Source organism: Shewanella abyssi (assembly GCF_023284025.1).
In the GTDB taxonomy this organism is placed as follows: Bacteria; Pseudomonadota; Gammaproteobacteria; order Enterobacterales; family Shewanellaceae; genus Shewanella; species Shewanella abyssi.
Map to the genome: position 1 here is coordinate 65,592 of NZ_JAKIKR010000008.1, position 12,202 is coordinate 77,793.

General features: G+C 44.5%; 11 protein-coding genes. 4 read left to right on the forward strand and 7 right to left on the reverse strand.

Features of this window, described 5'->3' with window-relative positions; translation table 11 throughout:
* Positions 1-114: 114 nt before the first annotated feature.
* Both L2755_RS05660 and L2755_RS05665 read right to left on the reverse strand, forming a co-directional pair.
* Positions 115-1,254, reverse strand: a complete 1,140-nt coding sequence (locus L2755_RS05660) for an HlyD family secretion protein (RefSeq protein ID WP_248979762.1) — start codon at positions 1,252-1,254, stop codon at positions 115-117.
* 1 nt (position 1,255) lies between these two features.
* On the reverse strand, positions 1,256-1,657 hold the full coding sequence (locus L2755_RS05665; protein ID WP_248979763.1) for a DUF3302 domain-containing protein: 402 nt from the start codon (positions 1,655-1,657) through the stop codon (positions 1,256-1,258).
* Between the two features lie 285 nt (positions 1,658-1,942).
* Here L2755_RS05665 and purT point away from each other — a divergent pair, with 285 nt between their 5' ends.
* The gene (purT, locus tag L2755_RS05670) at positions 1,943-3,118 is read left to right on the forward strand and encodes a formate-dependent phosphoribosylglycinamide formyltransferase (protein ID WP_248979764.1); all 1,176 of its coding nucleotides are present in this window, start codon (positions 1,943-1,945) and stop codon (positions 3,116-3,118) included.
* Between the two features lie 72 nt (positions 3,119-3,190).
* On the opposite strand, the gene L2755_RS05675 is transcribed toward purT, so the two are convergent.
* From L2755_RS05675 to L2755_RS05695, 5 genes are read right to left on the reverse strand one after another with little or no spacing between them, the layout of a single operon-like run.
* Positions 3,191-4,144 (reverse strand): D-2-hydroxyacid dehydrogenase, encoded by a 954-nt coding sequence (locus L2755_RS05675; protein WP_248979765.1) that lies wholly within the window; start codon positions 4,142-4,144, stop codon positions 3,191-3,193.
* 52 nt (positions 4,145-4,196) lie between these two features.
* Positions 4,197-4,808: an outer membrane beta-barrel protein gene (locus L2755_RS05680; RefSeq protein WP_248979766.1), complete on the reverse strand. Its 612-nt coding sequence runs from the start codon at positions 4,806-4,808 to the stop codon at positions 4,197-4,199.
* A gap of 41 nt (positions 4,809-4,849) precedes the next feature.
* Positions 4,850-5,626 carry a co-chaperone DjlA gene (djlA, locus tag L2755_RS05685; protein WP_248979767.1) on the reverse strand — a complete coding sequence of 259 codons (777 nt, stop codon included), beginning with the start codon at positions 5,624-5,626 and terminating at the stop codon, positions 4,850-4,852.
* The gene (gene murU / locus L2755_RS05690) at positions 5,626-6,294 is read right to left on the reverse strand and encodes an N-acetylmuramate alpha-1-phosphate uridylyltransferase MurU (protein WP_248979768.1); all 669 of its coding nucleotides are present in this window, start codon (positions 6,292-6,294) and stop codon (positions 5,626-5,628) included. Before murU ends, djlA begins: the two co-directional genes overlap by 1 nt.
* Entirely contained in the window at positions 6,291-7,292 is a 1,002-nt protein-coding gene (locus L2755_RS05695) for an aminoglycoside phosphotransferase family protein (protein ID WP_248979769.1), read from the reverse strand. The genes murU and L2755_RS05695 overlap by 4 nt, the downstream gene beginning before the upstream one ends.
* Positions 7,293-7,448: 156 nt before the next feature.
* Between L2755_RS05695 and lptD the strand changes: the two genes are divergently transcribed.
* From lptD to pdxA, 3 genes are all read left to right on the forward strand, one after another.
* Positions 7,449-9,773: an LPS assembly protein LptD gene (gene lptD, locus L2755_RS05700; RefSeq protein ID WP_248979770.1), complete on the forward strand. Its 2,325-nt coding sequence runs from the start codon at positions 7,449-7,451 to the stop codon at positions 9,771-9,773.
* A gap of 125 nt (positions 9,774-9,898) precedes the next feature.
* On the forward strand, positions 9,899-11,203 hold the full coding sequence (gene surA, locus L2755_RS05705) for a peptidylprolyl isomerase SurA (protein ID WP_248979771.1): 1,305 nt from the start codon (positions 9,899-9,901) through the stop codon (positions 11,201-11,203).
* 5 nt (positions 11,204-11,208) lie between these two features.
* A complete protein-coding gene (gene pdxA / locus L2755_RS05710; RefSeq protein ID WP_248979772.1) occupies positions 11,209-12,192 on the forward strand; it encodes a 4-hydroxythreonine-4-phosphate dehydrogenase PdxA in 984 nt (327 codons plus the stop codon).
* The last annotated feature ends 10 nt before the right edge of the window (positions 12,193-12,202 follow it).

Here is a 12,202-nt window from a genome sequence, read left to right on the forward strand (position 1 = left end):
ATCAAGGTCAGTTATTGCTCCTCGGTAACAGCTCCTGCGTTACTCTACCTCCTATATCCATATAGTCGTGCAAAACTAACATTCACACATCCTTGATGTTTGCATTGATTGCCACTAATGAAATAGGTAGTTCAGCCAGCCTTGCATTCTTAACAATACTTTTCGCATAATCGCGACATGGGCAAAATGATCGGTATAAATCGCGATATGGCCAGAAACACCGGCAGGGAAGCGTTTTATAACTTCATCCTGATCTTCTAGCTCAATCACAACAATAGCCCTACCACGTACCATCATAAGATTAGAACTAATAAGACGACCACCAGACTGAATTTCACCTTCAGCCATAGCGGGTATTATCTGCGCAACTTTCCCCTTAAATACCACACCGGGTGCACCGTCCAAAATGACCTCAGCGTCGTCACCTTCCTGAAGCCTGAGTAGCGAATTTTGCCAAAATGAACCCGCGAAAATACGGTCATCATCAGGAATATAACTCAGTAGTGACCGCAGCGGCATGGGCACAGCGACGATCCCTGGACGTAGCGCCAATTGTGTCACCATTCCATCAGCAGGTGCCCTAACGACAGTTTGCTTTAGGTCAAATTGCGCTTTTTCAAGCTCACCCTGGATCCCAGCAACTTTAGTATTGACGCCATCGACATTTGACTCAAATGCTAAGCGCACTCTTAACTCTTCGGCATTGGCCGCGGTCAATTGTGCTTCTGATGCTAAATAGAGCTGACGTCTATTATCAAGCTCTAGCTCTGTAAAAGGTGAGTTCGCACCGCCTCTTTTACGCCCTTTTTCATAACGAGCATAAGCTGATTTGGTTCTATCTTTATCGGCAGTTGCTCTCACCACTGCGGCCTTAGCCATTTCCCAAGACGCTTCCAGTTGTGGCACTTCGAGTTCAGCCGCCACTAATGCGGCGCGTTTTTGTTTTACAATGGCTGCATATCCCGTGGGATCGAGCTTAAATAACACATCGCCTTTTTTGATCGGTGTATTTGGTTCAACGTCCACAGAGACGACCACGCCTCGCACTAGCGGGTTGATCGGCGTTGTAACGAATATCTCTTTACCAAAAGGTGTGTAAGGATGGTTGTAGTTCATTAATAAAATCAATGCACCAACGATAAAAATGCCACCCAAAATAGCGGTTGGTACCGTCCACTTTGTTAGAGGGATCTTAAATATTTTAAAGATAGCAATACAGATGGCGGTATAGGTTAAAACAAGTAGTAAGTCCATATTACACCTTCCCCTCTAGTGTTCCGCTAGTCTCTGCCACCACAGGCTCAAATTGCTCAACTGTCACGTTATCGCCTTCAATAGCAGTTAACCTTTGTTCTAGTTTTCTAACGGTTTCAGTCAAGCTTTTTACCTCGCTTTCTAACAGTAGCTCTTTCTCTACTACTTGATTGAATCCCCAACCACGGTCCTCGCGGTAGAGCGTGGCCCAAATCCATAAAAATGGCCAAATAGCGTGTAGCGTGAAAAGGCTAACCCAACCAGCAACATGGATAGCGTCTTGCTGAGGATGATTGCGATCCTTGGCAATTTCATAAGGGATGTCATGAATCGCGATCACCCCGTAAAAAATGAAAATCGCAACGAAAAAAATAATTCCTAATGCAAAGTAATCTAAAAACACAACCCACTCCTTTTTAGTGTGTTACTTGAGATAGATAACTACCCCCACAGTCGTAAAAACATATTGGCAACAAAACCCCTACAAAGCCATGTTTTTTGATTTTAAACTTCATATTAGCGTAGGCTACTGCTATAGAAATACGTGATCTGCTACGCATTTATGACCCATTTTACCTTAGAAGGATTAACCTCAGGGTAGACTAAAAAATATAATAAACCTTACCTCAACCACGAGTGTGACCTGGCTTGAGAGTAAGCCCCTACACGACTAATAAAGGTATAAACAATGATAGGTACAGCGTTAAGTACGGGCGCAAAACGCGCGATGTTGCTTGGATCGGGTGAATTAGGCAAGGAGGTCGCCATTGAACTGCAGCGCTTTGGTATTGAAGTGATTGCTGTAGACCGCTACTCCAATGCGCCTGCAATGCAGGTAGCTCATCGCAGCCACGTCATCAACATGCTTGATGCGAGCGCACTGGAGCGGGTCATTACACTTGAAAAGCCAGACTTAGTGATCCCTGAGCTTGAAGCGATTGCCACGCACGTACTGGTTGAGTTAGAAGCGAAAGGGGTAAACATCATCCCAACTGCCAAAGCGACCCAGTTAACCATGGATAGAGAAGGTATTCGCTGTCTCGCTGCAGAAACATTGGCCATTCCCACCTCTCCATACTTCTTCTGCAATACCAAAACTGAATTCAAGCAAGCCATCACGGCTATTGGTTTACCTTGTGTGGTTAAGCCCGTGATGAGTTCGTCAGGTAAAGGGCAAAGTGTTATTCGCAACGAGTCACAAATCGATGCGGCTTGGCATTATGCTCAAGAAGGCGGAAGAGCCGATGGTGGTCGAGTGATTGTAGAAGGCTTTATCGCCTTTGATTATGAGATCACGCTACTGACTATCAGCGCAGTTAATGGTATTCATTTCTGTGATGCGATTGGCCATCGCCAAGAAGACGGTGACTACCGAGAGTCATGGCAACCACAGATGATGTCTGCTGTAGTAACAGCTAAAGCCCAGGCAATAGGCAAGAAGGTGGTGCAAGCGCTAGGTGGCTTAGGCTTGTTTGGCGTCGAACTGTTTATAAAGGGTGATGAAGTGTATTTCTCTGAAGTATCACCAAGACCACATGATACCGGTATGGTCACCATGATCAGCCAAGACTTATCTGAATTTGCGCTGCACGTTCGGGCAATATTGGGCTTACCCATCAGCAATATTGTGCAACATGGACCCAGTGCATCGGCAGTGATCCTAGCAGAAGGTCACTCAGCTAACATTCAGTTTTCAGGCATCGCCGAGGCATTAATTGAGCCTGATACTCAACTTAGACTGTTTGGCAAACCGGAGATTGATGGCTCGAGACGCTTGGGCGTGACATTAGCCAGAGACACTACGATTGAGTTGGCAGTGGAGAAAGCTCTCGCCTCAGCCAATAAAGTGAAGGTGATTTTTTAGCTAAAAACTCTTTAGCAGAAAGCCCTTTATGTAACATGATATAAAGGGCTCTATATTTTGACTGCAAAAGTACTAATTAACTTGATTGACGCTCGCGCCTTTTAAAAAGCCACTCAGATTATTAACCGCAATATCCAGCAAGTTTTGCCTAGCCTCGATAGTAGCCCATGCATTGTGCGGAGAGATGCTGATATTAGGCGCCTTTAACAGAGGGTTGTTAGCTTGAGGGGGTTCACTCGACAATACATCTACGCCGCTAAAAGCAATTTCACCCTGTGCTAATGCATCAGCCAGCGCGAACTCATCAACCAAGCCGCCGCGGGCTGTATTAATTAACATTGCTGTCGATTTCATCTTCTTTAAAACACTGCGATTAATGAGTTTATTGGTACTTGCCGTTAAAGGGCAATGCAAGGAGACTATGTCGGAGTCGCGAAACAAACTGTCCAATGTCACCCAAGTGCAGCCATTAGGAAGTTCGACCTTAGCGTTGCGAGTATTCACTATCACTCCCATACCGAATGCCAAGGCGATTTGGGCAACGGTTTGACCAATGTCACCAAATCCTACTAAGCCCAATGTTTTACCTTTGAGCGACTGCAGAGGCGATAAGGTAAAACAGAAATCTTCACTCTCAGACCACAGCCCTTGCATGACAGCGTCTGAGTGGCGAGCAACCTGCTGAGTCGCATGTAAGATATGTGCAAATACCATTTGCGCAACGGCATCAGGTCCATAACCCGGCACATTGGTGACAACAACACCAAGATCCGTGGCGGCTTTGATATCAACAACATTGGTCCCAGTTGCCAGCACACCGATATATTTAAGTTTAGGTAATTGTTTTAGGGTCACGGCATCGAGCAGGGTTTTATTGGTTAGCAGCACTGCAGCATTTTTGCTGCGGGCTAATACGTCTTGTGGCATGGTCCGTTCAAAACAGCCCAGCTCACCCATTGAAACGAGAGGCTGCCAACTTAGATCGCCAGGATTTAGCGTGTACCCGTCTAAAACAACTATTTGCATCTGTTTCTCTCACAACGAATTTCGGCTATAAAATGCATTTTGGCCGTCAGCCTTAGAACTTAAGGCTAGCACCAATATTGGCTTGGCCTTGCCACATGATGTCTGTTTGAATATTCCAAATACAACCCTGGCCACTGCAAAATAACTCATTGTCTGCATTTACAAAGGTCGCATAACCCTTAACCTCTGCGAACAACGAAAATGCACTGGTCGCTTGGTACTCTATGCCGGCACCTAATGCCACAGAAAAGCGGGTTTCATTCGAATAATCTCCGCTTGGTCTCATCTGAGTTAAACCCAGACTGGTGGTGACATAGGGCTTTACGTCTTGCATAGGGAAATACAAGCTGCCGCCAATATGAAAGTAGTCGACATCCATTTTAGTGATGACATCTGGGCTGAAATTGCCACTGGCACGTAAGTCAGTCGATTGATGGCTATAAAGCAGGTAAACATTGCCTGGATCTTTAGTGGTAAAACCGAGCATCACCCCATAGTTTTCAGACTCGGACACTTTTAGCGTGCCACTGTCTTCACCTTGGGTGCTGTAAATATCGAAGTCGCTCGCGCCGAAACTGTAACCACCAAAGGGGGCGACATAGACTTCAGCCGCAGCAGGCAAAGAGCAAAACGCGGTCAATATAAGTGCTAGGCTTTTTTTCATGACAGATCCTTCTCGTTTAACATTATTATAGTTATATAGGATTAGCGCATACCTCTATCACCCTTAACCCTATCATAAGCAGCTTGAATATCTTGCGCTTTTGTTTTCGCCAGCTGCATCATTTCAGGTGGTAAACCTTTGGCGACTAACTTGTCAGGATGATGCTCGTTCATTAGCTTGCGATAGGCTCTTTTAATCTCTTGGTCAGACATTGACTCCTCCATCCCCAAAACATCATAAGCATCTTCAACGGAAGTATGATTACCACCACCCTTCTGGTGAAAGTTAAACTCTGCCTGCCAACGTGTAAGTAAATCGTCCAATTGCTTCTGGCTAAAACCTAACTCTTTAGCAATCGTCGATAGAATTGAATGCTCTTTAGGGTCCAAAGTGGCATCTGATAACGCCGTTTGAATTTGGATCTCTAAGAACATCTGCAATAGCTCTTTGCGCCCCATTGAGATCAATCTAAAAGTTTTCAGGCAAGCATGGATATCAAAGTCGCTTTCCTTGCCCTCTATAAAGGCAGCTTGAGCATCTGCTCTTGCTTCACCACTTAAACGCATTTGATCCATGAGCGCGTTGGCAATACGAATATCAACTTCGGTCACCTGGCCCGATGCTTTCGCCACATGCCCCATAACAGCAAAAGTAGTATTGAAAAATAGCGCCTGTCGCTTACTGCTATTACCGATCCCAGCTCGGAGACTCTGACGACGATCAAACATATGCCCAAGCCACAGCCCGAAAATTCCGCCACCAATACGGCCAAACATAAACCCGATAATAAAACCGAAAACTTTACCCCAAATTCGCATTACTTACCCTTTTGTGTTTCACGTACTTCAATTTGTGCCAAACGCGCTACAGTGCCGACATCGCACCAATACTTGCCAAAATAACTACCTGTTACTTGCTCTTTAATCATTGCATCACGAAGCAAGGGCGCGAGCGCAAACCTCTGCTCCGAGATTTGCGCAAACATATTCGGCTGATAAATACCCATTCCCGAGAACGTAAGTTTGTTATCCCCTACCATCGATACCTTGCCATCCAATAGCGCGAAGTCGCCATTAGGATGTTGAGCCGGATTGTCGACTAACCACAAATGGGCAAGTTGTCCCGCAGCCAAGCGCTCCATTTTAGGCAGTGCATCAATGAAGATGTCACCATTAATGACAAAAAAGGGTTCATCACCGAGTAATGTTAGTGCTTTCTTAATGCCGCCTCCAGTCTCTAGTGCTTGTGTTTCTTCACTGTAGAGGATCTTCAGCCCCCACCTAGCACCGTCACCTAATGCTGATAGCAGTTTATGACCGAGCCACGCATGGTTGATAATCACCTCTGTAAAACCCGCTAAGGCTAACTTTTCTAAGTGGTATACAATCAGTGGTTTGTTGGCGACCTCAACCAAAGGCTTTGGCAGACTATCGGTTAACGGACGTAGTCTCTCCCCACGTCCAGCAGCTAAAATCATCGCTTTCATTTTTTGGCCTTAACAGCAGGAATGACCACGCTTGCAATCCATTGGCTAAACACACTCAGCTCTGGATAACGCCTCGCTATATCTCGAATATATTCCAATGTTAACGGAATATCAGCCATATAAGCGGGCTTGCCGTCACGGTAGTTCAATCTAGCAAAAATGCCGGCGGCTTTTATATGTCGTTGCAATCCCATTAAATCAAACCAGCGTTGATACTGGGCAAAGCTAATGTCTGCAGGCAGTAGCTGCGCTGCTATCGCTTGCTCGTAGTGGATAAGCATGAGCTCGTTGACTTGCTCTTCAGGCCAACGAATATAGCAGTCTCTTAATAATGAAACCGCATCATAAGTCACTGGACCAATAACAGCATCTTGAAAGTCGATCACCTTCAATTCATCGTCTTGTAGCATGATATTGCGGCTATGGTAATCTCGATGCATACCCACTTGAGGCTGCTGCTTGACGTTATCGGTTAGGATTTGAAAGACCTTATCGGTCTGAACACGCACTTCATCAATCGATAATCCAAGATGGTGCACTGCAAGCCATTGGGTAAATATGTTCAATTCCCGCAACACAAACTCATCGTCATAAATAGGCAAGGCTGCTTGATCCGTCGCTGTGACTTTAGCAATATTGTTTAACAGCAATAGTGCTTGTTGATAATACTGCTTTAGATTGCTTGGGTTCAATACCGATAACAACTGCACATCACCGAGATCGCTTAGCAGCATAAACCCCTGTTCAGCATCGCCACTGATCACTTTCGGCACGGGTATGTCGCATCTTGAATAACTTGCTGCAATCTGTATAAACGGCGTTATTGGCACCAGTTTTGGTGGTGAATCAACTACAATATAGGAAACTGAGTCAAGGGTAACGCGAAAGTAACGTCTAAAACTGGCGTCTCCCGAAATGAGTATTGGTGATACGTTTACGCTAAAATACTGGTTTAGCCATGCATTTAACTGAAGAAATCTAGGATCTGACAAGGGCACCTCATGGCTCTTAAGGAGAAATTGCTTTATTATAACGACAAAATGGAAACAGCTAAGCGATTGAAACAAATTATTTGGCTGCGTTGCCCAAGAAAGGGTGCAACTTTTCTCCTCTTCAATAGTCCAGACTAAGAAATCATAATTAATTGACCTAAGATGCAGATCCGTTATTTTCTGGCCTTGAGCCTGCTTCCCCAATTAGTCTTGGCAAATGACGCCGATACTGTAACTGTTGAAAGTTCGCAGTGTATTATAGAGCCTCCTGTTAAGCCGTATATTCCTCTGTATGATTTAGATAATCCTGCAGATCTTGAACGTATTTCCATTATTTCTGACCGCTCTGAAGCGCAAATGGGCAAACAAGCCAAATTCAATGGTGATGTTAGCTTCAGTCAAGGGGGAAGAAACATCTCCGCAGATGAAGCAATACTGGATCAAGAAGCTGAAGAATTAACCGCCAACGGTAACCTAGTATTTCAAGATGAACTCTTTACCGTCACTGCCGATTCACTAGTGGCAAAAATGCGTAGCAATAGCGCAACCTTACTCGGCGCCAAGTATTGGCTTCATGGCCAACAGATCCATGGCGATGCCAATGAATTAGAGATCACCAAAGATAACAATTTATTGCTGTCAAAAACCAATTTTACTACCTGCCCACCAGACTCACCCTCATGGTTGTTAGAAGCGGATAGAATAAAAATTGATAGCAAAGAAGAGTGGGGAGAAATTTGGGATGCCAAACTAATCATTGGCGGCGTTCCCATTATGTATATCCCTTATATGACCATTCCAGTCTCGGATAAACGTAAATCTGGATTTTTATTCCCCTCCTTTAGTACCAGTACCACTAATGGTGTTGAAGTAGCGACACCCTATTATTGGAATATTGCTCCAGAGTTCGATCTCACGTTTACCCCGAACTATATGTCTGCTCGCGGTCTATACACTAAAACCGAATTTAGATATCTCGCCGGCGACAAACAACAAGGTCAATTGAACTTTGAATTTCTGCCCGACGATGACAAATTAGCTAATAGCCCTAACCGTTACCTTTACCATTGGGAACATAATGGTGCGATCGGCAAAAACTGGCGCGTATTGGCCAACTATACCGACGTGTCAGACAACAACTATTTCAACGACCTTAATTCAGATGTGCAGCGCGCTACCGATAATCAATTAACTCGTATCGGTGAAATTAGTTATTTTGAAGAAAACTGGGACATTAGTGGTCGCGTACAAGACATCAAGGTACTTGGAGAGGAGGAGAAACCTTACCAAGTGATGCCGCAGTTCACCTTTAATTACCGAGCACCTGAATATTGGAACGGCTTTGATGTTAACTTGATGAGCGAAGTCACCAATTTCTCCCATCAAGACAGTGAATACTCTACCGCTACACGTGTACATATTGAACCCAGTATCTCTTATCCAATTCATGGTCCAGCAGGCTCATTAACCAGTGAAGTCAAACTACTGCAAACCAACTATTGGCAAGATGACAACTCCGGTCTATCTAACTCGACACTTGATGACACCGTTAGTAGAACCTTGCCGCAAGTGCGAATTCACGGCCAGATCAATTTTGAGCGTTTCACCGACTACTTCGATACTAACTACCGTCAAACATTGGAACCGCAATTCCAATACCTTTATGTTGGATATGAAGATCAATCTAACATCGGTATTTACGATACCGCTCAATTACAAGACGACTATAACGGACTGTTTCGTGATCGCCGCTTTTCAGGCTTAGATCGCATAGCGGACGCCAATCAGTTCACGTTAGGTTTAACGACCAAGTTATTTGATGAGCAGAATAAGGAAATATTCAAGTTTAGCTTGGGACAAATAATGTACTTGGAAGACAGCCGTGTTGGCCTTAATGACGTTAATGGCAGTTCAGATACCTTTGTCCAAGAGAACACCTCTAACTCGGCGCTTGCAGCAGAACTAAGTACCCAGCTTTATGCTGATTGGTTCTTAAGTGGCTCGATTCAATACGATGTTAAAGAGAGCGAAAATAAGAAGAGCGAGCTCACCGTTGATTACCGCCCAGGCAAGAATAAACTGCTGCAAGCAAGTTATCGATACGTTCCTGATCTGCTCAATACTAATACCAACGAATCAGTTGATATCAAACAAGTTGGCTTTAGAGGTGCATGGCCAATTAGTGACAGCTTATATCTCGTTGGGAACTGGTATTATGACCTCAATGAAAGTCGTAGCGTCGAAACCTATACAGGATTTCAATATGAATCATGTTGCTGGGCACTACGTTTGAGTTATCATTACCGCATTAAGACCAATTACATTGACGAAGACAACCCAGTCAATGATACTCGAGAACTATTTGAAAGCGGCGTTTACCTGAATTTTGTAATCAAAGGTTTAGGCGGTTCGGGTCCTTTAGGGGTCTCAGATATGCTTGATGACGGTCTATTTAACTATCGAAAACCGCTTTATTTAAAGAACTAAATTAACAAAATCAGCTAAAATGCTGAACCTAGCTGAAGACAAGCAGTCAAAGCAGGACAAAAGAATCATTAACACGCTATGAAAATAGCGTAAATGACACTCATAAATGCCAAGGATTTTTGTGGATGAAACGCTGTAATCGATTGATTTTTGCTTTACTAACATTAGCAATGAGCCAAATTGCTCACGCTGCGGTTGAACCATTAGACCGAGTCACAGTGCAAATAAATGAAGGTATCATTTTAGAAAGTGAAGTGGTAGGCATGGTCGCAACCATTAAAGCCAATGCTGCCACAGCAGGGCAAAAGCTACCATCAGATAATGCATTGCGAACACAGGTTATTGAACGTCTTATTTTAACGCGCTTACAGATGCAGATGGCCGATCGCATTGGCTTGAATATTGGTGATCTTCAGTTAGATCAGACCATTGAAAACATTGCCAAAGAACAAAATATAACTGTCGAACAGATGAAAACGCAGATCGAACTTGATGGTACCTCCTTTGCACAATATCGTGAGCAGCTACGTGAAGAAGTGACTCTGGGTGAAATCCAACGTATTCAAGTTCAACGACGCATCCAAGTTTCTCCGCAAGAGATCAACAATCTGGTCAACTTGATAAACGAGCAAGGCTTGAAAGATGTTGAATTCCAGATTGGCCACATTCTGATCGACGTCGCCAGTGATGCAACCAGCGCTCAGCTTGAAGCCTCAAGTAAAAGAGCCGATATAGTATTAAAACGCCTAAACGATGGTGATGACTTTAGAAGTATCGCCATTGCAGCCTCTGCCGGCCCCAAAGCACTTGAAGGTGGTATTTGGGATTATATGAACATCAACGAAATGCCAACACTTTTTGCTGAAGTGGTTAGCGACGCCAAGATTGGTGATATCATAGGTCCAATCAAAAGTGGCGCAGGCCTGCACATCCTAAAAGTCATGGATGCACGAGGCTTGCAAACCCAAGAGGTTGAAGAGGTTAAATCACGCCACATACTATTAAAGCCGTCTCCTATTCTTTCAGAAGAGCGAGCCAAAAGTATGATGGACAGATTCTTAGCGCAAATCCGCTCTGGTGAAGCTAAGTTTGAAGATTTGGCGCGCCAATATTCAGAAGACCCAGGTTCTGCAGTCAAAGGCGGTGATTTGGGCTGGGCAGATCCTAACGTCTGGGTCCCTGCATTTAAACAAACATTGAACACCCTCAATGAGGGTGAGATAAGTGAGCCATTCCGTTCAACTCACGGCTGGCACATTGTTCAACTTGAAGGGAAGCGCACGACCGATGCAACCGATAAATTTAATACCAACCGAGCTCATCAGTTGATATATCGTCGTAAATTTAACGAAGAGTTACAGAACTGGTTAGATGAAATGCGCACTGAGGCATTTATCGATATTTTCGAGCCGGAACCGAATCGAGGTTAATCATATTGTCGACTAAACGAATCGCTATCACGCCGGGTGAACCGGCGGGTATAGGCCCCGATTTAGTAATACAACTAGCTCAGCAGGCTTGGCCTGCTGAGTTAGTTGTTTGTGCTGATCCGCAACTATTACAATCTCGAGCCAAAAAGTTAGGGTTAGCAGTTCAACTGCGACCATACCAGCCAAACCAAGCAGCTAAAGCTCAAGAAGCGGGTACGCTCACCATTGTTCCTTTTACTTTGGAGAGCGAAGCGGTATGTGGCAAACTCGATGAGCAAAACAGTCACTATGTTATCGATACACTGCGTTTTGCTGGTGAGAAGAACATGGTGGGTGAGTTTGATGCTGTGGTGACTGGCCCTGTGCATAAAGGGATCATTAATCAAGCTGGGATCCCATTCAGTGGTCATACTGAGTTTTTTGCCAATCAGGCAAATTGCCAAGATGTGGTCATGATGCTTGCCGCTCCTGGATTACAGGTCGCACTTGTCACGACACATATTCCACTGGCGTATGTAGCAAAGGCAATCACTCGCGACCGATTGCATCAGATAGTAAAAATTCTCCATAAAGATCTTGTGGAAAAATTTGCTATCCCAGCGCCGAAGATCTATGTCTGTGGCCTAAACCCCCATGCGGGCGAAGACGGGCATTTAGGTAGAGAAGAGATCGATATCATCATACCTGCTCTTGAGGAATTAAGAGCGTTAGGTATGAATATCGTTGGTCCACTGCCTGCAGATACACTGTTTCAACCCAAATACTTAGAAGATGCTGATGTGGTGCTCGCCATGTACCACGATCAAGGCCTTCCAGTACTAAAAGCTAGAGGTTTTGGCAGTTCAGTCAATATTACTCTAGGATTACCCTACATAAGAACATCGGTCGACCACGGTACGGCCTTAGAACTTGCAGGCACTGGTTCTGCTGATATTGGTAGTTTTGTCTGTGCATTGAATAGAGCCATTGATTTGGCTGCAAAGAATTAGTGAAAAAGTT

Coding starts and splice junctions, on each gene's coding strand:
- L2755_RS05660 (WP_248979762.1), bottom strand. CDS start 1,254: ATGGACTTACTACTTGTTTTAACCTATACCGCCATCTGTATTGCTATC.
- purT (WP_248979764.1), top strand. CDS start 1,943: ATGATAGGTACAGCGTTAAGTACGGGCGCAAAACGCGCGATGTTGCTT.
- L2755_RS05675 (WP_248979765.1), bottom strand. CDS start 4,144: ATGCAAATAGTTGTTTTAGACGGGTACACGCTAAATCCTGGCGATCTA.
- L2755_RS05680 (WP_248979766.1), bottom strand. CDS start 4,808: ATGAAAAAAAGCCTAGCACTTATATTGACCGCGTTTTGCTCTTTGCCT.
- djlA (WP_248979767.1), bottom strand. CDS start 5,626: ATGCGAATTTGGGGTAAAGTTTTCGGTTTTATTATCGGGTTTATGTTT.
- murU (WP_248979768.1), bottom strand. CDS start 6,294: ATGAAAGCGATGATTTTAGCTGCTGGACGTGGGGAGAGACTACGTCCG.
- lptD (WP_248979770.1), top strand. CDS start 7,449: ATGCAGATCCGTTATTTTCTGGCCTTGAGCCTGCTTCCCCAATTAGTC.
- surA (WP_248979771.1), top strand. CDS start 9,899: ATGAAACGCTGTAATCGATTGATTTTTGCTTTACTAACATTAGCAATG.